At 71.1% G+C, this 22,741-nt stretch carries 20 protein-coding genes; 6 read left to right on the top strand and 14 right to left on the bottom strand.

Going from position 1 to position 22,741, the window contains the following annotated elements; genetic code table 11:
- Nucleotides 1-10 precede the first annotated feature (10 nt).
- Genes ACIF9R_RS26705 through ACIF9R_RS26685 form a run of 5 tightly spaced genes read right to left on the bottom strand, consistent with a single transcriptional unit; the run spans nt 11 to nt 6,117 of the window.
- On the bottom strand, nt 11-1,480 hold the full coding sequence (locus ACIF9R_RS26705) for a cytochrome P450 (protein WP_399984906.1): 1,470 nt from the start codon (nt 1,478-1,480) through the stop codon (nt 11-13).
- Complete coding sequence (locus ACIF9R_RS26700; protein ID WP_399984905.1) at nt 1,477-2,718, bottom strand: macrolide family glycosyltransferase; 1,242 nt, start codon at nt 2,716-2,718, stop codon at nt 1,477-1,479. The genes ACIF9R_RS26705 and ACIF9R_RS26700 overlap by 4 nt, the downstream gene beginning before the upstream one ends.
- Entirely contained in the window at nt 2,715-3,932 is a 1,218-nt protein-coding gene (locus tag ACIF9R_RS26695) for a macrolide family glycosyltransferase (RefSeq protein ID WP_399984904.1), read from the bottom strand. Before ACIF9R_RS26695 ends, ACIF9R_RS26700 begins: the two co-directional genes overlap by 4 nt.
- The gene (rfbA, locus tag ACIF9R_RS26690; RefSeq protein ID WP_399984903.1) at nt 3,929-4,810 is read right to left on the bottom strand and encodes a glucose-1-phosphate thymidylyltransferase RfbA; all 882 of its coding nucleotides are present in this window, start codon (nt 4,808-4,810) and stop codon (nt 3,929-3,931) included. Before rfbA ends, ACIF9R_RS26695 begins: the two co-directional genes overlap by 4 nt.
- Nucleotides 4,807-6,117, bottom strand: coding sequence for a macrolide family glycosyltransferase (locus tag ACIF9R_RS26685; RefSeq protein ID WP_399984902.1), 1,311 nt, complete (start codon nt 6,115-6,117; stop codon nt 4,807-4,809). The genes rfbA and ACIF9R_RS26685 overlap by 4 nt, the downstream gene beginning before the upstream one ends.
- A 166-nt stretch (nt 6,118-6,283) precedes the next feature.
- Here ACIF9R_RS26685 and ACIF9R_RS26680 point away from each other — a divergent pair, with 166 nt between their 5' ends.
- Together ACIF9R_RS26680 and ACIF9R_RS26675 are read left to right on the top strand one after the other, a co-directional pair.
- Nucleotides 6,284-7,930 (top strand): beta-N-acetylhexosaminidase, encoded by a 1,647-nt coding sequence (locus ACIF9R_RS26680; RefSeq protein ID WP_399984901.1) that lies wholly within the window; start codon nt 6,284-6,286, stop codon nt 7,928-7,930.
- 136 nt (nt 7,931-8,066) lie between these two features.
- Nucleotides 8,067-9,152 carry an arylcarboxylate reductase gene (locus ACIF9R_RS26675; protein WP_399984900.1) on the top strand — a complete coding sequence of 362 codons (1,086 nt, stop codon included), beginning with the start codon at nt 8,067-8,069 and terminating at the stop codon, nt 9,150-9,152.
- Between the two features lie 91 nt (nt 9,153-9,243).
- Here ACIF9R_RS26675 and ACIF9R_RS26670 read toward each other — a convergent pair whose 3' ends face one another.
- Complete coding sequence (locus tag ACIF9R_RS26670; RefSeq protein ID WP_399984899.1) at nt 9,244-10,203, bottom strand: ACP S-malonyltransferase; 960 nt, start codon at nt 10,201-10,203, stop codon at nt 9,244-9,246.
- Nucleotides 10,204-10,327: 124 nt separating this feature from the next.
- Nucleotides 10,328-11,065, bottom strand: coding sequence for an FkbM family methyltransferase (locus ACIF9R_RS26665; RefSeq protein ID WP_399984898.1), 738 nt, complete (start codon nt 11,063-11,065; stop codon nt 10,328-10,330).
- A gap of 136 nt (nt 11,066-11,201) precedes the next feature.
- On the opposite strand from ACIF9R_RS26665, the gene ACIF9R_RS26660 reads away from it, so the two are divergent.
- Nucleotides 11,202-12,386: an alpha/beta hydrolase gene (locus ACIF9R_RS26660; RefSeq protein ID WP_399984896.1), complete on the top strand. Its 1,185-nt coding sequence runs from the start codon at nt 11,202-11,204 to the stop codon at nt 12,384-12,386.
- Between the two features lie 26 nt (nt 12,387-12,412).
- On the opposite strand, the gene ACIF9R_RS26655 is transcribed toward ACIF9R_RS26660, so the two are convergent.
- The 7 genes from ACIF9R_RS26655 to ACIF9R_RS26625 are packed head-to-tail and all read right to left on the bottom strand — an operon-like array spanning nt 12,413 to nt 19,080.
- Entirely contained in the window at nt 12,413-13,549 is a 1,137-nt protein-coding gene (locus tag ACIF9R_RS26655; RefSeq protein ID WP_399984894.1) for a DegT/DnrJ/EryC1/StrS family aminotransferase, read from the bottom strand.
- Entirely contained in the window at nt 13,546-13,986 is a 441-nt protein-coding gene (locus tag ACIF9R_RS26650) for a sugar 3,4-ketoisomerase (protein ID WP_399984893.1), read from the bottom strand. The genes ACIF9R_RS26655 and ACIF9R_RS26650 overlap by 4 nt, the downstream gene beginning before the upstream one ends.
- A 34-nt stretch (nt 13,987-14,020) precedes the next feature.
- Complete coding sequence (locus ACIF9R_RS26645) at nt 14,021-15,244, bottom strand: aminotransferase class I/II-fold pyridoxal phosphate-dependent enzyme (protein ID WP_399984891.1); 1,224 nt, start codon at nt 15,242-15,244, stop codon at nt 14,021-14,023.
- Between the two features lie 35 nt (nt 15,245-15,279).
- A complete protein-coding gene (locus ACIF9R_RS26640) occupies nt 15,280-16,083 on the bottom strand; it encodes an ABC transporter permease (RefSeq protein WP_399984889.1) in 804 nt (267 codons plus the stop codon).
- Entirely contained in the window at nt 16,080-17,054 is a 975-nt protein-coding gene (locus ACIF9R_RS26635) for an ATP-binding cassette domain-containing protein (protein WP_399984887.1), read from the bottom strand. Before ACIF9R_RS26635 ends, ACIF9R_RS26640 begins: the two co-directional genes overlap by 4 nt.
- The gene (locus ACIF9R_RS26630) at nt 17,054-18,310 is read right to left on the bottom strand and encodes a macrolide family glycosyltransferase (RefSeq protein WP_399984886.1); all 1,257 of its coding nucleotides are present in this window, start codon (nt 18,308-18,310) and stop codon (nt 17,054-17,056) included. Before ACIF9R_RS26630 ends, ACIF9R_RS26635 begins: the two co-directional genes overlap by 1 nt.
- Before the next feature lie 20 nt (nt 18,311-18,330).
- Entirely contained in the window at nt 18,331-19,080 is a 750-nt protein-coding gene (locus ACIF9R_RS26625) for a thioesterase II family protein (protein ID WP_399984885.1), read from the bottom strand.
- A 267-nt stretch (nt 19,081-19,347) separates the two neighbouring features.
- On the opposite strand from ACIF9R_RS26625, the gene ACIF9R_RS26620 reads away from it, so the two are divergent.
- The 3 genes from ACIF9R_RS26620 to ACIF9R_RS26610 form a co-directional block, all read left to right on the top strand.
- A complete protein-coding gene (locus ACIF9R_RS26620) occupies nt 19,348-20,727 on the top strand; it encodes an NDP-hexose 2,3-dehydratase family protein (protein ID WP_399984884.1) in 1,380 nt (459 codons plus the stop codon).
- Between the two features lie 187 nt (nt 20,728-20,914).
- A complete protein-coding gene (locus tag ACIF9R_RS26615) occupies nt 20,915-21,154 on the top strand; it encodes a DUF5988 family protein (RefSeq protein WP_399984882.1) in 240 nt (79 codons plus the stop codon).
- A gap of 36 nt (nt 21,155-21,190) precedes the next feature.
- A partial coding sequence (locus ACIF9R_RS26610; protein WP_399984880.1) for a beta-ketoacyl synthase N-terminal-like domain-containing protein occupies nt 21,191-22,741 on the top strand: 1,551 nt, incomplete at its 3' end.

The following is a 22,741-nucleotide window of genomic DNA, read 5'->3' as shown; positions in this document are numbered from 1 at the left end:
TTTGTCGCGTTCAGCCCCCGGCGCCCCAGGCGACCGGCAGCTCGTGCACGCCGTAGTGCAGCATGTCCGAGCGCAGGGGAACCTTCGCGGGGTCGGTCGCCAGGCGCAGGTCCGGGAAGCGGTCGAACAGCGCAGGCAGGGCGACGCGCAGCACGCTGCGGGCCAGGTGCTGGCCGATGCACTGGTGCTCGCCGTGCCCGAAGGCCACATGGCCCTGGGCGGACGCGGTGATGTCCAGCCGTTCCGGGTCCGGGAAGTGCGCGGGGTCCCGGTTCGCCGCGGGCAGCGCCACCACGACCGTGTCACCCGCCGGGATCCGGACGCCGTTCAGCTCGACGTCCGTCAGGGCGGCGCGGCTCGCCCCCAGATGGGAGATGGTGAGATAGCGCAGCAGCTCCTCGACCGCGTCGTCGGCCAGTTCGGGCCGGGCGCGCAGGGTGGCGAGCTGCTCGGGGTGGGTGAGAAGGGCGAACGTGCTCAGGGCGATCATGTTCGCGGTGGTGTCGAAGCCGCCGCCGAGCAGCGCCCAGGCGATGTTGACGACCTCCTCGTCGGAGAGTTCCCCGTTGCCGGCCAGTTCGCTCAGCAGGTCCGTGCCGGGCTTCTCGCGCCGCGTCGTCACCAGGTCCGTCAGCAGCTCGGCGACGGCCGTGCACGCGGCGATCAACTCCTCGACGGTGTACGACATCCGGGACAGCACCGCGAAGTGCCGGGCGAGGGGTTCGCGGACGGCGTCGGGGACGCCGAGCATCTCGCACATCACCTGGACGGGGAGCGGCTCGGCGAACGCGGTGACGAGATCCACCGGCCCCTCGGAGCGTGCCATGGCATCGAGGTGTTCCGCCGTCAGCCGGGTGATGACCGGTGTCAGTCCGGCGATCGCGCGCATCGTGAACCGGCGGGTCACCAGCCGGCGGTAGCGCGAGTGGCCGGGCTGGTCCATCTTGATGAAGGCACCCGGCGCGGCGGGCGGCGGCGTGTACCCGGCCATCGGGAACGGCGGCGGGATGGGCAGGCCGATCAGCTCGTTGCGATGGCTGAAGCGGCGGTCGCTCAGCACCGCCCGGGCGTCCGCGAGCCGGGTGACCAGCCAGCCCGTGCCCCCGCCGGGACCGACGGTCAGGGCCAGCGGCGCGACCGGGGTCTCCTCGCGCAGAGCCGTGTACGCGGCCGGCGGATCGAAGGGACACTCACGCGCCACCGGCAACGTGACCGGCGCCGGGGAAGTCTCCCCGGCCTCCGGACCGGGGGGCCCGTCGCTCCGCCCGCCGGGCCCCGCGCCGGGCCCCGCGCTGTGTCCCGCGCCGGGCCCCGCGCCGGGCCCCGCGTTGTGTCCCGCGCCGGGCGTGGCGCCGCCCCGGGCACCGCGCGGGGTGTCGGGGCCGGTGCCGGGCCGGGCAGGGGGTGGGGCGTCGGTGCCGGGGCGGGCGCCGTGGACGGAGTCCGGACGGGTGGCGGGACGGGGATCCGGGTGGGTCATGGCGTCTCCAAGGTCACGGCGCGCAGCCGTCGTTCGATCGCGTCGGCCGCGAGCAGGGCACCGCCGGCCGATTCCACGTGCGGTCGCATGGCCCCGACACGGGCACGCAGCGCGGTGTCGCCCGCGACGTCCAGCACGGCCGCGCGCAAGGTCCCGGCGGTCGCGTCCTCGCGCCGTACGACCCGGGCCAGGCCCAGTTCGGACAGCCGGGCCGCGTTGACGTGCTGCTCGGGGTGGTGCGGGACGACGACCATGGGCACTCCAGCGCGCAGCCCCTCCAGGATGCTGCCCATGCCCGACTGGCAGAGGAAGACCGAGGTGTGCGGCAGGACGGCGCTCAGCGGCACCCAGGAGTGGGCCTCCACATGAGGAGGCAAAGGCCCCAGCTCGGCGGGGGAGACCCGGTCGCCGAGCGCGAGGACGGTGTGCCAGGGCAGGTCGGCGAAGGCCGCCACGCACGCGCGGAAGAAGTCCGGCCGGTTGTTGACGGTGGTGCCCAGCGAGACCAGCAGCACCGGTCTGCCGTCGGACGGCGGCTGCCATGCCCCGTCCTCGCCCGAGACCGTCGGCCCCACGAACACATGCCGTTCGTCGAACGTCCCACCGGCGAACTGGAACGCCTTCGGCACGAAGGCCACGGTGAACTCCTGCCGCCCATAGAACAGCTCGGCCTGCTGCTCGGCCGCGAGACCGCTGCCGGCCACGATCTCGGTCAGCCGCTCGCCGAACTCCACGATCGCCGGATGCGCCGGATCGATCCGCCCGGCGAACTCCTGATGCCGCTCGGAGAGGTCGAAGTGCTCGTTGGAGATGAACGTCGGCGACAGCTGCACGCTCGGGCACGCCCAGCGCGCGGCCAGCAGGCGCCCCGTCAGCCACAGCGTCGTGTCGTACGCGACGGCGTCCGGTGGTCCGTCCACGAAACGGGACTCGATCGCCGGCAGCACGGCGGTACTCGCCTCGAGCAGCTTCAGCGGGGCCCGCGCGCATTCGTCGGCGTCGATGACGTCCGGCGGCGGGTCGGACGAGAGCGGTGGGTCGTACAGGCACGCCTCGGCCCCCGTCGCGCGGACCCGGTCGGTGAACGCGTCCGTGGTGAAGCAGGTCACGCGGTGGCCCCGCGCCACGAGTTCGGAGACCACCGGAAGGACCGGCACCATGTGCCCGTACGCCGGGTAGGGCAGGAAGGCGAGGTGCCGCGGCGGACCACCGGGTTCCGCCGGGGAGGGACCGGTCATGCCGCGCCCGCCCGGGCCTCGATCGTGTCGGCGGCGAGTGCGGGCCCGCGCCGTGCGGCGATGCGCGCCGACAGCTCCCGCACCCGGCTCCGGGTGGCCGTGTCCTCGGTGAGCCCGAGCACCGCGGCCCGCAGGCCGTCGGCGGTCAGCTCGCCCGGCGCGATGGCACGGCCCAGGCCCAGCTCGGCCACCCGTGCGGCGACCAGGTCCTGTTCGCCGGTGCGGGGCACCACGACCGGCGGCACACCGAAGGACAGCGACTCCATGGTGCTGCCCATCCCGGCGTGCGAGACGAAGGCCGACGCGTGTTCCAGGACCGACAACTGCGGCACCCAGGGCCGGGCCTCGACGTTCGCCGGGAGCGGGCCCAGATCGTCCGGGCCGACCAGCCCGCCGAGCGACATCACGACGTGCCAGGGCAGGTCGGCCAGCGCGGCCAGCGCGTCGCGGTAGAACGCCGCCTGGTTCTCGTACCCGAAGCTGCCGAGTGCGACGAGCACCACCGGGCGTCCGTCGTCCGGGCGCCGCCACTCGCCCTGCAGGGCCCGGTCCCCGATGCACGGACCGACGAAGACGTGCCGTTCGTCGAACGTATCCGCGCCCGGCTGGAACTCCGGCGGTACGAAGACGATGGTGCGTTCCTCGGCGGCGCCGGTGAACTCCTCGTTCGACAGTTCACCGAGTCCGTGCGCGTCCAGTGTGGCGCGCAGCAGATCGCGATGCCGGGCGAGCGCCGGGTGTCCGGGGTCGGGCGGGGTCATGGACGCGGCGAGCGCGGCGTACGGGTTGCAGGCCTCGCTGACCACGAACGTGGTGGCGGTCAGCACCGAGGGCAGCTGCCACTTGCGCGCCAGCAACCGCCCCGACGCGTAACCGAACGCGTCGTACACCATCACATCGGGCCTGTCGTCGCCCAGCCGCTTCTCCACCTCGTCCAGGGGCGCGAACGCCTCGGAGAGGTGGACCACCGCCGCCTCCGCCATGTCGTTGCCGGTGATCTTCGCCGGGATGGCCACCGTGTTCCAGGACGTCGGCACGACGGAGCCGTACCCGATCACCTCGGCGCCGGTCGCCGCGACCACGTCCGCGAACTGCTCGGCGACCACGTACGTCACCCGGTGGCCGCGGCGGACCAGCTCGGCGACGACCGGCAGGGTCGGGTTCACATGGCCGTGGGCCGCGTAGTTGAAGAAGGCGATGTGCCGGGCGCTCATCGAAGCTCCATCTGCTTCTTGGCGACGTGCATCACGTACTCGCCGTATCCGGACTTGGGCAGGCGCGCGCCGCGCCGGTGGCAGGCCTCGGCGTCGATGAAACCGCGGCGCAGGGCGATCTCCTCGATGCAGGCGATGCGTACGCCCTGGCGGCGCTCCAGCACCTGGACGTACTGGCCGGCGTCGATGAGCGAGTCGTGGGTGCCGGTGTCCAGCCAGGCGAAACCGCGGCCGAGGTCGATCACCTTCGCCTTGCCCTCCTGCTGGTAGGGGCGGATGACATCGGTGATCTCCAGCTCGCCGCGCGCCGACGGGGTGAGGTTCTTGGCGATGTCGAGCGCACGGTTGTCGAAGAGGTACAGGCCCGTGATGGCGCGGTCGGTGCGGGGCCGTTCCGGTTTCTCCTCGATGCCGATGAGCCGGCCCTGGTCGTCGACCTCGCCCACGCCGTAGCGCTCCGGGTCGGAGACGCGGTAGCCGAACAGCACGCACCCGTCCAGGCCGTCGCGGCTGTCCCGCAGGAAGTCGGACATGCCGGGGCCGTAGAAGATGTTGTCGCCGAGGATCAGCGCGATGGAGTCGTCGCCGACGAAGTCCGCGCCGATGACGAACGCCTCGGGCAGACCGTTGGGTTCGGCCTGGACGGCGTAGCTGAGCCGCAGTCCCAGGTCGGAGCCGTCGCCGAGCAGCCGCTGGAAGAGCGGCTGGTCCTCGGCCGTGGAGATGATGAGGATGTCCCGGACGTCCGCGAGCATGAGCACGGACAGCGGGTAGTAGATCATCGGCTTGTCGTAGACGGGGAGCAGTTGCTTGGAGACGGCGAGGGTCACGGGGTGCAGGCGCGTTCCGGCGCCTCCGGCGAGGATGATGCCCTTCATGGCTGAGTCACTTCCATAGATGGCGCGTTGAGGGTGTGTGGACGTGCGGGACGACGCATCAGGGCCTCGACGACGTCCGCGCCCCGGGGCGCGCCGCCCGCTTCGATCACCTGCCGGCGCATCCCGGCCACGGCGGCCGCGACACGGGGGCTGCCGGTGACCTCGTCGACGGCCGCGCGCAGCGCGTCCGCGCCGGCCGCCTCGCGGAGCAGGACCCGGCCCAGGTCGAGCTCGGCCGCCCGCCGGGCGATGACCCGCTGGTCGATGTGGTACGGCACGAGCACCATCGGAACCCCGTGGAAGAGGGACTCCATGACGCTGCCCATGCCGGCGTGCGTGACGAACGCGGCGGCGTGCCGCAGCACTTCGGGGTGGCGCAGCCACTGGTGGACCTCGACGTTGCCGGGCAGCGGGCCCAGCTCGGCGGCGGTGACGCGATGGCCGAGGGTCACCACGACGTGCCACGGCGAGTCGGCGAGCGCGGAGACACAGCCGCGCAGGAAGTCCGCCTGGTCGGGGGTGTGGGAACTGCCGAGCGACAGCAGCAGCACCCGGCGGCCCTCCGGCGGACGCCAGTCGTCCGGGGCCGGAGTGTCGTCCAGGCACGGGCCGATGAAGGCGAACCGGTCGTCGAACGTCTCCGGGGCGATCTGGAACGCCTTCGGCAGAAAGACCACGTTGGGGCCGTGTTCGGGCCCGGGGCCGTCGGCCGGGACGCCGTCGAGGCCGTGCCGGGCGAGCAGTTCCGCCTTGCGCCCGACGAACGAGGTGATCGCGGGATCCGCCGGGTCGATCGGCTCCGGGGGAGGCCCCGTGGCCTCCCGGCTCTGCCGCTCGCCCATCGAGAACCCCGGCCCCGAGGCCATGGTCGGGCAGAGCTGCAGAACCGGGACGTCCCAGGCACGGGCCAGCAGCCGGGCCGCTTCACAGGCCGCCAGATCATGGGCGAGGAGGTCGGGCCGGTCGCCGGCGAAACGGGCCACCGCCCTGTCCAGCGGGGCGATCGCCTCCTCGAAGAAGTCGAGGATGTTCTCCAGCGCCGAACCGGAGGGACCCGAGGCCCACGGAAACGTGGACGGGTAGACGACGGGCTCCGCCCCGGCACCCCGGACCAGGTCGCCGAACCGCTCCGGGACGAGGCAACTGACCCGGTGCCCGCGCCGCACCAGCTCGGCCAGCATCGGCACGGCGGGCGCGATGTGCGCGTACGCGGGGAAGGTGAAGACACCGATATGGCCGCCGGGCCGGCCGGGCCGGCCGTCCGTGTGCCGCTGCGGTGGTCCGTTGTGCGCCGGTGGTCCGTTCACGGCGCGAGTATGTACACGCCCGGCGGACCGCATCGAGCGCGTGGCGCGAAGACTAGGGCTCCCACTGGACCGTAAAGACTAGGGCTCCCACTGGACCGAGTTCGCCAAGCTGATCGCCGATGGGTTCAGGACACCATCGAGCTTCGACAGAAGGACACGGTCACACATGAAGGCAAGAGCGAAACCGCCGAGGCGCCTTGGCTCCCGGCGTACGAAAGTCACGGTCCTCGGGGTCGTGGTGGCGGTCACCGCCTCCCTCTCCGCGGCGACGCCGTCGCTCGGCGGGCCCTCGGGGACGCCGGGTGCCGTACCGCTCGCCAAGGTGGTCCCGCTGCCCGCTGAGGTCCGCACCGCGCAGGGCTCCTTCGCCCTCGGCCCGGACGACGCGATCTACGCGACCGACGGCTCGGCGGACGCCAGGGCGGCCGCCGCGTTCCTGGCCGGCCTGCTGCGCAAGCCCACCGGCTACGACCTGCCGGTGCGCACGCTCCGGGCCGGCGCCGAGCCGGAGGGCATCGTGCTGGCCCTGGGCGGGGCCAACTCGGTCACCAGGACCGAGGGCTACCAGCTGGACGTCACCTCCCGGGCCGTCACCATCCGGGCCGACGACCGGGCGGGACTCCTCAACGGGATCGCCACCCTGCGTCAGCTGTTCCCGGTCAAGGTCGAGCGGCAGCAGCGGATGCCGGGTCCCTGGCGGGTCCAGGCCGGCCGCATCGCCGACGCGCCGCGCTACGCCTACCGCGGTGCCATGCTCGACGTGGCCCGGCACTTCCTGCCGGTGGCGAACGTGAAGAAGTACATCGACGCCATTGCCCGCTACAAGATCAACTACCTGCATCTGCACCTCACCGACGACCAGGGCTGGCGCATCGAGATCAAGGAGCGGCCGAAGCTGACCGAGGTCGGCGGCAGCTCCGGCGTCGGCGGCATGATGGGCGGCTCCTACACGCAGGAGGAGTACCGCGAACTCGTCCGGTACGCCTGGGCGCGCGGTGTCACGGTGGTCCCCGAAATCGAGGGGCCCAACCACTCGCACGCGGCCCTGGCCTCCTACGACGAGCTGAACTGCGACGGCACCGCGCCGGAGCCGTACACCGGCTGGATCCAGAGCGAGGAGGGCGCGCTGTGCCTCGACGATCCGGACACGTACGAGTTCCTCGACGTCGTCATCGGTGAGCTCGCCGACCTCACGCCAGGCCCGTACCTCCACATCGGCGGCGACGAGGCCGCCGGCCGGACGCAGGAGGAGCTGGACGGCTATTTCGAGAAGGTCGAGAAGCTCGTCGAGAAGCACGGCAAGAAGGTCTTCGGCTGGCAGGAGTCGGCGGGTTCGCTGACCCCGTCGGGGTCGATGACCGAGGTCTGGGCCCCGGGCCTCAACGACGGGCAGATGATCTCCGCCGCCGAGGCGGGCGGCAAGGTCGTCATGGCGCCGGCCTCCCACACGTACCTCGACATGAAGTACACGGCCGAGCTGCCCGAGTACCCGGTGGGCAACTCCTGGGCCGGCACGTCCACCGTGGAGAAGTCCTACGACTGGAAGCCGGAGGAGCAGATCGCCGGTCTTCCCGCGAACGCGATCGCCGGTGTCGAGGCGACGATGTGGACCGAGACGGTGTTCGGGATCAACCAGTTGGAGAACCTCGCCTTCCCGCGGCTGCTGTCGGTCGCGGAGATCGGCTGGGCGAAGGCGTCGGCGCACGACTGGGACACCTTCAAGCGGCGGCTGGCCGCTCAGGGCCCGCGGCTGCGCGAGGCGCGGGTGAACTACTACCTGTCGCCGGACGTGCCCTGGCCGATGGGCAGTTGAGCACAGGTGACATCGCGTCGGGCCCGGCGGCTTCCCCGCCGGGCCCGACCCTGTCGTCGGACCGGTCAAGCGCCCGCGCCGCCGGGCGAGCCGCGCTCTAAGGAATCCCCCACTGTGCCGCCCGGATACTGACGCCATGTTGGTGAAGATGCGCACGGAGACGCTGAGGGCGTTGACCGACGGCTGGCTGGCGCAGGATCTCGATGCCTGGACACGACATGTGCTGCGGCGTCACTTCGACCCGGAGGGCGGCTCGGCGTACTGGCTGAAGCAGCGCTCCGACCTCGGCTTCGACCCCCTGGAGATCTCCCGCTACGACGAGCTGTCCACGTTCGGCTCCTTCGACCTGGCACTGCTGCGGGACCTCGACCCGGCCGATCTCGTGCCGCGGAGCGTGCCCCGGCCGCTGCGGGGACGCGTCTTCGAGTCGGGCGGCACCACAGGCAGGCCCTGCCGCGTCTTCTACACCGAGGCGATGGCACTCCAGTGGACCGCCTGGCACCAGCGCGGCCGCGAGACGGCCGGCTTCGAACCCGGGCGGGTCTGGCTCGACGCCGGGCCCAGCGGTCCCCATGTCGTCGGCCAGGAACTCAACCACCTGGCCGAGATCTTCGGCTCGACCGTCTACGCCATCGACCTGGACCCCCGCTGGATCAAGACCCTCATCCGAGGCGGCCGGCTCGCCGAGATGCAGGAGTACGTCGACCATGTGACCGACCAGATCGTCGACGTTCTCGGCACCCGCCCGGTCGACTACCTGCGCACCACCCCCGCGACCGTGCAGGCCCTGATCAACCGCCGCCCCGACCTGGTGGCCGCCCTGCGCGGTGTCGCCCTCGGCGGCACGCAGTTCACCCCGGACGCCTACCGCAAGCTTGCCGCGGCCATGCCGAACGGGGTGATCGGCACGACCTACGGCAACACCTTCGGCAACGGCTACGGTCTGCCCTCGCCCGACGGCGGGGCCACCCTGCCGTACGTACCGGGCTTCCCGCACACGACGATGGCCGTCGTCGACAAGGACGACCCGATGCGGGTCGTGGAGTACGGCGAGGTCGGCCGGGTGCGGCTCACCGTGCTCCAGGAGGACCTCTTCCTGCCCAACGTCCTCGAACGCGACCAGGCGATCCGCCACCGCGCCTCGCCCGACTGGCCCTGCGACGGAGTCGCCAACGTCCAGCCCCTCCAGGTCTCCGCGGACCGGCCCGAAGGCCTCTATTAGCACGCTGTGCCGTCCCCCGTCCCCCGTCCCCCGTCCCCTGTCCCCGCCTCTTGTCCTGCCCCCGTCCGTGGGCCCGGAGCCGGTCCCGGTCTCAGGCGCGGCGCAGGCGTACGCCGTGCTCGAAGACGGCTGCCACCGCCTGGGCCACGGCCGCGGGTGAGTCCACGAAGACCGCCGGGAACGGGTACCGCAGCGCGTTCATGACGGGGGAGGGGCCCACCACCAGGGCGAGTTCCGTCTCGTGCCGCCGCAGCTCCTCGTTCAGATGGACCAGGCTGATCGGCTTCACCACGTTGTCCACGAACATCTCACGCACCTCCTCGGCCGTGCCGAGGGTGCGCTGTTCCAGACACGAGCACAGCGGCAGCCTCGGGTCCTGGAACACGACCGGCGCGACCTGGGCGCGGGTCACTTCCCGCAGGTGCTCCCGCAGCGGGCTGTGCACGGCGAGGTCGGCACCCTCGGTGACGTTGACGAGGCCTTCCGGCTCCTCCGCGGCCAGTTTCTCCAGCGCGTCGCGGTACCCGCTGAGCATGGTGATCCGGACCCTGCCCTGCGCGTCGTAGCCGAAGTCGGCACTCAGGAAGACCCCCTCGCGCCGCTCCCCGTAGTAGCGGTCGGGGTCGAAGCCCGGGGTCAGGTAGGCCGAGGCGAGGCCCTCGGGCCGGCCGGCGTCGGCCGGCTCGGGGTCGTGGTCCGCCTCGGCCAGCATCCGCATCAGGTCCTGCCGCTCGACCGCGCCGGCCACGCAACTCGCCACGAGACCGCCGAGGCTGAGCCCGCCCACCACGTCGGGCAGCAGCCCCTTGTCGGCGAGGACGTCCTGGATGCCGAGCTGCGCCGCGGCAAGTCCCACCGAGACCGCCCGGATACGCAGCGTCTCGTTCTCGTACGTGCCGTTCTGGTACAGCAGCGGCTCGACCTCCAGTTCCGTCCACCGGGCGGCCTGTTCGAAAGAGGCACGGACCGCCGGGTACGCCTCGTAGAACTCGACGACACCCTTGGGGTCGTAGTGGAAGAGATTGGTACCGAAGACGGATGCGAGAGCCACGCTGTTACCTCGACAGGGGGAAAGGGCCGACGGGGGAAGGGGCCGGGGTGGGAAGGGGCCGACTCGGATGGCGGCCGGCACCGAGGTGGAAGCAGGAGCGAAGTCAGGAGCCAAAGCGAAAGGGTCAGTGGCGTGCCGCGTGCACCATGTAGTAGCGGTTCTCCTCCTCGGTGAGAGGGGCCCGCTGTGGAACGACATCGAAGCCGGCCTTACGCAGGATGCCGCATACGCGATCCAACTGCCCGTCGAGATCGGCTACTTCGACGACCACCCGGCGGATCCGTGACCACTGGGAATCATCGATACCCAGCAGCACGTCGGCCTCGGCGCCCTCCACGTCGACCTTGAGCAGATCGACGTGGCGGTCCTCGGGGAGGAACGCCGCGAGCCGCTCGACGTCGACGGTCACCTTCTCGGCGTGATAGATCTGCTCCACCAGCGCCCGGTCCACCTTCTCGGCCATCTGCGCCTTCGGTAATTCCTTGATCTCCGGATATCTGGTCGAGTTGGCCGGAAGCATGGGGAAGAAGGAGAAGGTGACCCCGGATTCCGGCACGCTGCCGAGTGCCGTGCGGTGCAGGGTGACGTCGTCGAGACCGTGCAGGGCCATGTTCGCACCGAAGAGTTCGATGGAATCCGGCATCGGTTCGAAGGAGACCACTTCGGCGTCCGGGTACTTGTTCTTGATGAACAGGACGAACATTCCGATGTTCCCGCCGATGTCGAAAACGAGAGGCCGCTCGGCGAGTTCGATCCCGTCGTAACAGCCCTGCTCGAATATCTCGTCGTAGATGTACTGCGCTTCGAGCGGGCTCTGTGTGTAGACCTTCAGGTTGCCGCCCAATTCGACATACTCCGCCACGTTCGCCCCTCCGCAGAATATCATGGTGAATGTCCGCCGCAGCGTATCCACGCGAACACCAGTCCAGGGCATGGATTTCTGACCGACTAGGGAAACAACTAACTGTCGAAACAGTGGCGTTGATACAGTTCAGGGCATGCCGATCGGATACTTGATGGCGACCGCCCTCGTCACGTGGTGCACACTCTTCGCCGCGGTCGCCCCGCGCCGGCCACGGCTGATGGGTGCCCTGAGTTTCCGCTTCGGCCTGGTGCTCAACGAACTGCCGTTCCTCGGCCTCTACTGGATCCTCGCCTCGACCCTGCCGGCGCTCGCCCAGGGCGATACCGCCTCTCCCGGTGGCCGGGCCGTGCTCGGGGCGGCCGTTCTCACCACGGCCGCGCTGGGGGTCGTGATCCGCCGGGGGCTGCGGGCGCGCCCGGTGGTCGAGGACGCCCTGAGCGAGGGCCTGGGGGTCGGCTGGCGCTCCGCCCTCGACCCCGGCACCGCCGCCCGCCTGCGCCGTCGTCCTCCGCTCGCCCGCATCCTGCTCCGGCCGTTCCTCGTGCGTCGCCGGGACGTCGAACGGGTCGCGGACATCCGCTACGGAGAAGCGAGCCGCCGCAACCTGCTCGACATCTACCGTCACCGCTCCCGACCCGAGGGCGCCCCCACGCTGGTCTATTTCCATGGTGGCGGCTTCTCCAGCGGCCGAAAGGACCGCGAGGCGCGTCCCCTGCTCTACCGGCTGGCGAGCCGGGGCTGGGTGTGCGTGAGCGCGAACTACCGCCTGATGCCCGACGCCAGGTTCCCCGACCACCTCGTCGACGCCAAGAAGGTGATCGCCTGGGTGCGGGAGCACGGCCGGGCGTACGGCGCCGACCCGTCGACACTGGTCGTCGCGGGCAGTTCCGCGGGAGGCCACATGGCGTGCATGGCCGCACTGACCCCCGGCGACCCCGTCTTCCAGCCGGGTTTCGAGCAGGCGGACACCTCGGTCGCCGCCGCCGTCTCCCTGTACGGCTACTACGGTCCCGCGGTGACCGAGAACCGGCCGCCCTCCACGCCGTGGGCGTACCTGCGGGCGGACGCGCCACCGTTCTTCCTGACGCACGGCGACAAGGACACCCTGGTGCCCGTCGAGAACGCCCGTGCCTTCGCCCGGGCGCTGCGCGCCGCGTCGACCGGTCCCGTGGTGTACGCCGAACTCCCCGGTGCGCAACACTCGTTCGACCTGTTCCATTCACTGCGCTTCGAAGCAGTCGTCGACGGGGCGGAGGCCTTCCTCGGGTGGGTGCGCGCGACACGGACCGGCCCGCGCGCGGACGGCCAGAAGGCCTGAGCGTCCGGCCGGACATCTGCGGACGCCTACCGGGACCCGGTTGCGGCGAGGTCCAGCGCCGCGGTGCGTACGGCGTCGACGACCCGCTCGACGGTCTCGTCGGTCAGGTGGGGACCGATGGGCAGACTCAGCACCTCCTGCGCCAGCCGTTCGGCCCGGGGCAGGCCACCGGGCGGGGTGATCCGCTGACCGGCGTATGCGGGTGTGCGGTGGTTCGCCACCGGATAATGGATCAGGGTTGCCACGCCCGCCTCCTGAAGCCGTTCGCGCAGTGCCGTACGGTGCGAGGCGCGCAGCACGTACTGGTGCCAGACGGGCTCCGCCCAGGGCGCCACCCTCGGAACGACGATGCCGGGCAGCGCGGCGAACGCCTCCGTGTAGCGCCGGGCGACGGCGCGGCGCCGCTCGTTCCAGCTGTCGAGGTGAGGTAGTTTCGCGGCGAGCACCGCGGCCTGGATCTCGTTTAGACGGGAGTTGAATCCCTGCACCTCATGCACGTACTTCTGGCGGGAGCCGTAGTTGCGCAGCAGCCGTAATCGGTCGGCCAGTTCCGCGTCGTCGGTGAGGACGGCGCCGCCGTCGCCCAGGGCGCCGAGGTTCTTGCCGGGATAGAAGCTGAAGGCCACGGCATGGCCGCTGCCCACCCGCCGGCCGCGGTGCCGGGCGCCGTGCGCCTGGGCCGCGTCCTCGACCACCGCGATCCCGTGCCGCCCGGCGAACCGGCCGACCGCGTCCAGGTCGACCGGGTGCCCGTACAGGTGCACCGGCAGTACCGCGCGGGTGCGTTCGGTGACGGCCGCCTCCAGCAAGTCCGTGTCGAGCAGGAAGGAGTCCTCGGCCGGCTCCACGGGCACCGGGCGGGCACCGGTCGCCGACACGGCGAACCAGGTGGCGACATAGGTGTGCGCGGGCACGATCACCTCGTCGCCCGGGCCCACCCCCGTCGCCCTGAGCGCCAGTTCGAGAGCGGAGAAACCGCTGCCCGTCGCCACGCAGTGCGCGTTGTCGCAGTACGCCGCGAAAGCCGCCTCGAAGGCGTCCAGTTCGGCACCCAGAATGTAGCGGCCGGAGCGGGACACCCGCAGCACGGCCAGATCGATCTCCTCCTGTGTGCCGGTGGCCGCGTGCAGTTCGCGCAGGTCGAAGAACGGGATTTCGGTCATACCAGGCTCCGGCTGTCCAACAGGAAGTCCTCGTACCCGCGGTAGTAGTCCGCCTCGTCGTAGTGGTGCGAGGCCAGGACCAGACAGACCCCGCCGGGTGAGAAGTCGCTGAGGTCCCGCCACACCATCGGACCGACGTAGAGCGCCGTCGACGGACTGTCCAGACGGTGCTCGGCCTGCTGGAAGCCGTCGTCGATCCTGATGGTGAAGCTGCCGTGGGCGGCGATGAACAGCTGCTCCAGCTCGCGGTGGGCGTGCCCGCCCCGGGAGGTGCCGTCCGTCAGGTCGTGCAGGTAGTACACGCGCCGGATGGGGAAATCGGCGGTCCTCTCCGACTCGACGACCGATATGCAGCCGCGTTCGTCCTTGTGCTGTTCCAGATCGATGAGCCGGCTGGGCCTGACCCTGCCGACCGGTGTGGTGGTGGTCGCTGCCATCGCGGCCTCTCCTCGCTCCTGTCCGTCGTGCCCGCTACGCTCCGGTCGCGCCGGCCGGCTCCGTGCGCCGTCGCGCGGTGACCTCGCCGGAGAGGGCGACCGCGGCCCGTACCACGTCGCCGATCACCTCTACGTCGGTGGTGCTGACCCCGGGGCCGGTCGGCAGGGCCAGCAACTGCCCGCACAGCCGCTCCGCGTGCGGAAGCGGGGCGGGCGACTCGTCGGCGTACGGGCGCAGTTGATGCATGGCCTGGCGGAAGTAGGGCTGGGCCAGGATGTTCTCGGCGCGCAGCACCTCCAGCAGCAGGTCCCGGTGCACCCCGGCGCCCTGTTCCTCCACGTTGATCATCATGTAGTGGTGGTTGTTGCGGTGCTGCGGGTCGTACTCCAGCACCCGCACCCCCGGGACACCGGAGAGCGCGGCCAGGTACGCCTCGTACATGGCCCGGTTGTGGGCGATGTTGTCCTCGAGCGCGTCCAGCGAGGTGAGCCCCATCGCGGCCGCGGCCTCGCTCAGCTTGCCGTTCGTGCCGAGCAGTTCGACCAGCCCGTCGGGTCCGAAACCGAAGTTCCGTACCGCCCGCATGCGTGCGGCGAGCGCGTCGTCGTCGGTGACGATCGCGCCGCCCTCGAAGGCGTTGACGACCTTCGTCGCGTGGAAGCTGAAGACCTCCGCGTGACCGAAACCGCCCAGGGGCCTGTCGCCGTGCGTGCAGCCGAGCGCCGGGGCCGCGTCGAAGAACAGCCGCAGGCCGTTGCTCTCGGCGATCTTCTCCAGGCGGAGCACGTCGCACGGCTGCCCCCACAGATGAACACCCACGATCGCCCGGGTGCGGGGTGTGATCAGCGCCTCCACCGCGTCCGGGTCGATCAGGCCGGTCACCGGGTTCACGTCGCACACGACCGGCCGCAGGCCCCGCCACCGCACGGCGTGCGCCGTCGCGGGGAACGTCAGCGCCGGCACGATCACCTCGTCGTCCGGGGCACCCCCGGTGGTGGCATCGCCGACCAGCATCTGGAGCGCCACCGTCGCGTTGCACAGGGAGACGCAGTGCCGTACGCCCACGAGCTGCGCGACGCGCTCCTCGAACTCATACATGAGCGGGCCCATGTTGGACAGCCACTCGTTGTCCAGAACCCGGTTCATCCGCTCCAGGAACCGTGCGCGGTCGCCCTGGTTCGGCCGGCCGACGCGGCGGTTGTGCAGGAACGCCGGTGGCCCGCCGAACAGCGCGAGGTCTTCCGTGCGGTGCTTCATCACTACCTCTCCCTTGGCAAGCGGTACGGATCGCCTCAGACCCGTCTGCGGTACGCCCGCATGGCGAGCGGGGCGAACACGGCCGTCAGCACGGCGGTCCAGCCGAGCGTCCACCACACCGAGGAACCCACCGGCCCGCCCGTCATCAGCGCCCGCAGCGCCGTCGCCTCGTACGAGATGGGGTTGATGTCCGCCCACGACTGGAGCCAGCCCGGCATGGTGTCGGTCTGCACGAACACGTTGCTGCAGAAGGTGAGCGGGAACAGCAGCACACCGCTGAACATGTGGACCGTCGTGGCGGACTTGGCGGCCAGCCCGACCAGCATCGACGCCCAGGCCAGGCTCGTTCCGAACAGCGTGGCCAGCAGCAGGCCGGCCAGGGTGGACCAGAACCCGGTGTGCACGTCGAAGCCCTGCGCGGCGCCCACGGCCAGCAGCATCAGCACCCCGGCCGCGACCCGCACCATGTTGCCGATCAGATGCCCCATCAGCGGCGCGATCCGGGCGATGGGCAGGCTGCGCAGCCGGTCGAACACGCCGTTGCTGATGTCCTGGTGCAGTCCGGCACCGGTGGCGAGCACGGAGGTGACCGACGACTGCACGATCAGACCCGGCAGGGCGTACTGGAGGTACGTCTCGGTGTCTCCGGCGATGGCCCCGCCGAAGACGTACACCAAAAGCGCGATCACCATCAGCGGCTGCACGACGGCGAACCCGATGATCTCCCCCGGATTCGCCTTGAGGTGCAGCAGGTTGCGGCCCGCGAGGGTCAGACAGTGCCGGGTCGTCGCCGCGATCCCCAGCCGGTGTCCTGGTCGCGTGCGGGCGATCGTGCTCATGCCGTGCTCCGTTCCGTCTCCACTGTCCACGCCGGATCCGTCCGCCTGCCGCTCCCGGTCAGGGACAGGAACACCTCGTCGAGGCTGGGCCTGCGCAGCGCCAGCTCGACGACCTCGATGCCCGCCTCGTCGAGCCGGCGCAGCAGCGCGGGTGGCAGCGCCGAGTCGTTGACCTGGAACCGCAGCCGCTTGCCCTCCGTCGTCGGCCGGATGCCGCTGAGCTCCTCCACGATCCGCGCGGCACGCCCGAGCTGGCCGTCGTCGGCGGGCTGGAGCTCCAGCGTCTGCCGGTCGATCTTCGACTTCAGCTCCTCGGGGGTGCCGGTGGCGATGGCCACGCCCCCGTCGATCACCACGATGTCGTCGGCGAGCCGGTCGGCCTCGTCCATGTACTGCGTGGTCAGCAGCACCGTCGAGCCGTCCGCGACCAGATCGCGGACGATGTCCCACAGTTCGTAGCGGCTCTCCGGGTCCAGACCCGTGGTCGGCTCGTCCAGGTACAGCACCTCGGGGTCACCCACCAGGCTGACCGCGAGGTCGAGCCGGCGTCTCATGCCACCCGAGTAGGTGCTCGCCTTGCGTCCGGCCGCGTGTCCGAGCCCGAACCGCTCCAGCAGCTGTGCCGCCCGGCTCCGGGCGTCGGCCCGGCTGAATCCCAGCAGCCTGGCCACCATGAAGACGTTCTGCGAGCCGGTGAGTTCCTGGTCGACGGCCGCGTACTGGCCGGTGAGACCGATCACCCGGCGGACCTCGTGGGGGTCGCGGGCCACGTCGTGGCCGCAGACCCGGGCGGTCCCCTCGTCCGGCCGCATCAGCGAGGCCAGGATGCGCACCGCGGTCGTCTTCCCCGCCCCGTTCGGACCGAGGACGCCGAGCACGGTCCCCCGATGCGCCGCGAGGTCCAGTCCGCCCAGCGCGGTGACCTTGCCGAAGTGCTTGACCAGGCCTTCGGTCTCGATGGCATACGTCATCAGGTGCCCGCGCTCTCGGGCGCACCGGACGGGACCGTGTGCTCCATGGATTCTCCAGACGTCGGGAAGGGTTCGTTCAGCCAGTCGTCGATCACCCGCGCGGCGCGGGCCGGCCCGCCCGCCGCGAGCAGGTTCATGCGCATCCGGGCGACCCGGCGGCGGATGTCCGGGGAGCTCACCACGTGTTCCACCGCGGCGCGCAGCCGCTCGGCGGTGGCCTCCGTGCCGGGCACCTCGACGCCCAGACCGAGTGCGGTGACGCGTCTGCCGTTGACCCGGTCCTCGGGCGTGTACGTGACGACCACCAGGGGTTTACCGAAGGAGAGGGACTCCAGCATGGTGCTCATGCCGGAGTGGCACACCACGGCCGACACATGCGGCAGAACCGTGTTGAACGCGAGCCACTCGTGCATCTCCACATGGCCGGGCACCGGTCGGCCGGCAGGCAGGTTGCCCGGGCCGACCGTCACCACCAGATGCCATCCGCCGTCGGCGAAGGCGGCACCGCAGGTCTCGAAGAAGTCCGGGCGATCGTTCACCTCCGTGCCCAGCGTGATCAGCGCCACCGGACCGTCGCCGGCCGGGCGGGACCACGAACCCGTGCCGGGCCGGTCGGCGGGCAGGCTGTGCCCGGTGAAGGTGTACCTCTCGTCGAAGGTGTCACCGTGGGGCTGCAGTTCCCTCGGCAGCAGCACGATGTTGCGCTCGTCGAAGTTGGCCAGGAACGGCCAGACGGCGTCCGGACCCTCACCCTCCCCGGTCAGGAAGTCCGCCACCAACTCGACGGATTTCTCCAGGCTCTCACCCGCCCCAGCCATGACCTCCCGGTTCAGTGAATAGTGCTCGTTCGTGGCGATGTACGGGAACAGTTGCGCGGTGGGCCGGCCCCAGCGCCGGGCCGCGGTGCGCGCGGTGAAGAAGCTCTCCAGGTCGTACAGGACCAGGTCCGGTATGTCGTCCTCGAACGCCTCCAGGGTCAGCGGCAGGATCACCTCCATCGACTCCCGCAGGAACGTGAGGCCCAGCGCGGCGATCTCCTCCCCGCTCACGGTGCCCGTACCGCCAGCCAGCCGGCCGCGCCGCGAGGTGTACGGCACCGTCCGGGCACCGGCCGCCGCCACCGGTCCCGCCAGGCGCTCGTCCAGGACATAGCTGACCCGGTGGCCCAGCGCGATCAGCATGCGGCTGATCTCCAGCGTCGGGTTCACATGGCCGTACCCGGGAAACAGGAGGACCAGGACATGCTTCGGCGTCATCACTCCACTCCGCTCCCCGGTCATCGCAGGGCCGGTTCGCTCAGCCGCTCGTCGATGACGCGCAGGACCTCCGGGACATGGTCGACGAGGTAGAAGTGCCCGCCGGGGTAGGTCTTCAGCTCGAAGGCGGCCGCGGTGTGCGCACGCCACGCGTCCACCTCCTCGTGACTCGCCTTGGGGTCGCTGTCGCCGGTGAGAGCGGTGATCGGACAGCGCAGCCGGGGACCGGGCGTGTAGCGGTACGTCTCCGCGGCGCGGTAGTCGTTGCGGATCGCGGGCAGCACCATGCGAAGGATCTCCTCGTCACCGAAGATCCGCTGGTCCGTGCCGCTGAGCGCGCGCAGTTCGGCCACCATGCCGTCGTCGTCACGCAGATGCACCCGCTCGTCGCGGACCCTCGACGGCGCCCGCCGCCCGGAGGCGAACACCCGCATCGGGAACATCTGACGGCCCTCCAGCCGGGACGCCGTCTCGAACGCCAGCGTGGCGCCCATGCTGTGCCCGAACAGCGCGAAGGGACGGTCGACGGCCGCCGCGACCGCCTCGCACACCCGGTCCGCGAGCACCCCCAGGTCGTCGATCATCGGCTCGTGGCGCCGGTCCTGGCGTCCCGGGTACTGGACGGCGAGCACCTCCACCCGCGGGCTCAGCGCCTGCGCCACCGGCCGGTAGAAGGGCGCCGAGCCTCCCGCGTGCGGCAGGCAGACCAACTGGACCGCGGCATCGGCACTCGGAAAGTAGCGTCGTATCCACACATCGGTGTCGTTCATCCCGGCCTCTCTGAATCGCGAACACGGCCGGCGAGTGGGGAGGCGGGAGCACACTCCCTGTCGGCCGCTTGGGTCAAGGGAAGTTCGCCGACCGTCCCCGCGGCACTCCCCCCGGCACGGATCTGAGTGAACACCTAGATCGGTCCGCTCCGCCTGGGACAGCTCCCACCGACGTGTTCACCTGGTGTGCGACGCCACGGGCCGAGGCCCCGGTCGACCCGACCGGAGTGCGAACGCCCCACCGAACACACGACGGGGGAGAGGACCATGCCGCTGACCACCGGACCCGGCGTGCTGCGTCACGAGGACCCACACCTGGGGGAGCGGCTCGCCCGGTCGGCCCGTGCCACCGGCGGTGTGGCCACCAGCCCCGAGCAGTTCGAGAAATGGTTCGCCGAACGCGGCGCCGCCCAGGTCCACGACGTCACCCGCATCCCGTTCAGCCGGCTGCGCAACTGGTCGTTCGCCGAGGACACCGGGAACCTGGTGCACGACAGCGGCCGGTTCTTCTCGGTGGCCGGCCTCCGGGTCGAGGTCGACGAAGGCCCGGTACGGCAGTGGTCCCAGCCCATCATCCTCCAGCGGGAGATCGGACTCCTGGGCATCGCCGTACGGGAGATCGACGGGGTCCTGCACCTGCTCATGCAGGCCAAGGCGGAGCCCGGCAACCCCCACGGCGTCCAGCTGTCACCCACGGTCCAGGCCACCAAGAGCAACTACACCGGAGTGCACCGCGGCCGGACCGTGCCCTACGTCGAGCACTTCGCCCGCGCCGAACCGCGCCGGGTCGTCGCCGACGTCCTCCAGTCCGAGCACGGCGCCTGGTTCTACCGCAAACGCAACCGCAACATGGTCGTCGAGGTCGGGCCCGAGGTGGAGGCCGGGGACGACTTCTGCTGGCTGACCCTGGGCCAGGTGCAGCAACAACTGCGCATCGACCACCGGGTGAACATGGACGCCCGCACGGTGCTCTCTTGCCTGCCCGGCTTCGACACGGACGGCCCGGCCCTGCACACCCGCACCGAGATCGTCAGCTGGATCACCGCCAACCAGGCCGTCCACGACGTCGACACCACCGTCGTGGGCCTGCGCGACCTGCCCGGCTGGCGGCAGACGGACATGTCCATCTCGCACGAACGCGGAGTGTTCTTCGACGTCATCGCCGTCGACGTCGTCGCCAACAGCCGCGAAGTGTCCGGCTGGACCCAGCCGTTGATCGAACCGCACGGCGTCGGCGTGGTCGCGATGCTGGTCAAACGGTTCGACGGGGTGCCGCACGTCCTGCTCCGTGCCCGCATCGAGCCCGGCTACCTCGACGCCATCGAACTCGCCCCCACCGTCCAGGGCACCCCGGAGAACCACGCCCACCTGCCCGGCCCCCTGCGGGAACAGCTCCGCGACATCGAACGCCACCGCCACACCGGTCGTGTGCTGTTCGACGCGGAGTTGTCGGAGGAAGGCGGCCGCTTCCACCACTCCCGCAGCCGGTACACGATCATCGAAGTGGGCGACGACCACCCGGACGAGGAGCCGCCCGGCTTCCGCTGGATGACCCTGCCCCAGATCACCTGGCTGCTCCAGCACCGGCACTACCTCAACGTGCAGGCCCGCAGCCTCATCGCCTGTCTGCGCGCCTGCCTGGACTGACCGCGACCGACAGCACCACGACCACGGCATCCACCGGCACGCGGTGGGCCGCCCCCGCCCGGACGGTCCACCGCCCGGACGGTCCACCATCCGGACGGTCCACCGGCCGCCCACGACGGCGCGTGTTCGCACCGCGAGCGCGCGCGGACCGCATCGCTTCACCCACGAGACACGGAAGGGGTACCCCATGACCGGAATCGGCGAGGAGACCGGTGAGCGCATGGTGAACGTCACCTTGATCGGCGGTCCCGACGACCTCCCGGCAGACCGGCGGACGGTGCTCATCGACACGGCCAACGCCCCGGACAAGATCAAGATCGAGTACTACGGCGGCTACCAGCACTTCGAGCCGGCCGACGAACCCGGCGGCGCCGGCCGGGGGCCGAGGATCTTCCGCTGGACCGGCTTCACCAAGATCGCGGAGTAGGCGGGAGCAACGCGCCCTATGGAGACCTCGCGACCCATGGACACCCCTCGCACCAGCATCCCCGCCCAGCCCGGCACCGCCACCGCCAACCAGCCGGTGGCCATCGTCGGACTCGCCTGCCGGCTGCCCGGGGCCCCCGACCCCGACGCCTTCTGGCGACTGCTGTGCGACGAGGACAGCGCGGTCACCCGGGTTCCCGCCGGACGGCAACCGTCCGGCGGGAACTGGGGCGCGTTCATCGACGACGTCGACCGGTTCGACGCCGACTTCTTCGGCATCACCCCGCGCGAAGCCGCCGTGCTCGACCCTCAGCAGCGGCTGATGCTCGAACTGGCCTGGGAGGCCATCGAGGACGCCCGGATCGTCGCCGACGCCCTGCGCGACAGCACGACCGGCGTGTTCGTCGGCGCGATGCGCGACGACTACGCACTCCTCCTCGGCAGGGCGGGCCACACCGCACTCAACCACCACGCGATGCCCGGGGTGAGCCGCGGCATCATCGCGGGCAGGACCTCCCACTTCTTCGGGCTGCGCGGGCCCAGCCTGGTCATCGACGCCGGCCAGGCGTCCTCGCTCGTCGCGGTCCACTCCGCGATGGAGAGCCTGCGCCGCGGTGAGACCACCCTCGCCCTCGCGGGCGGCATCAATCTCAATCTCGCCGCCGAGACCGGCACCGCCGCCGAACAGTTCGGCGGCCTCTCACCGGACGGCCGCAGCTACACCTTCGACCACCGGGCCAACGGCTTCGTACGGGGTGAGGGCGGCGTCGTCCTCGTACTCCGGCTGCTCCCCGACGCGATCGCCGCCGGTGACCGCGTCTACGGTGTCCTCCGCGGCGGCGCCGTCAACAACGACGGCACGGCCGAGCACCTGACCACCCCGAGCCCTCAGGCCCAGGCGGACGTCCTGCGCCAGGCCTACGAGGCCGCCGGCATCCCGGCGGGTGCCGTGCAGTACGTCGAACTCCACGGCACCGGAACCCCCGTGGGCGACCCGATCGAGGCCGCGGCGCTGGGCGCCGCCCTGGGCTCACCCCGGGCGGACACCAATCCGCTGCTGGTCGGCTCGGTCAAGACCAACGTGGGACACCTGGAGGCCGCCGCCGGCGCCACCGGTCTGCTCAAGACGGTGCTGGCACTGTCCCACGGGCGCATCCCCGCAAGCCTGAACTTCGAGGAAGCCAACCCGGACATCCCCCTGAACGAACTGAACCTTCGCGTCGTGGACCGCGCGATGGAGTGGCCCGACGTGAGCCGTCCCCGGATCGCCGGGGTCAGCGCGTTCGGGATGGGGGGCACCAATTGCCACCTGGTTCTTTCCGAGGCGCCCACGGGGGATGCGGCGGATTCGGGTGCGGAACTGCCGGTGGTTCCGTGGGTGTTGTCGGGGCGGAGTGCTGCGGCTCTGCGGGGTCAGGCCGGGGCGTTGCTGCCGTTGGTGGGTGTGGCGGATCCGGTGGGTGTGGGTTGGTCGTTGGTGTCGACGCGGGCGTGTTTTGAGCATCGGGCCGTGGTGGTGGGTTCGCATGCGGCGGGGCTTGGGGCTCTGGTGTCGGGTGAGCCTGCGGGTGGGGTGGTGTCCGGGGTC

The organism is Streptomyces sp. NPDC086080, assembly GCF_044540255.1.
Classification (GTDB): Bacteria; Actinomycetota; Actinomycetes; order Streptomycetales; family Streptomycetaceae; genus Streptomyces.
Note: the sequence above shows the minus strand (reverse complement) of the source record. Positions and strands in the feature narration are given on the sequence as shown.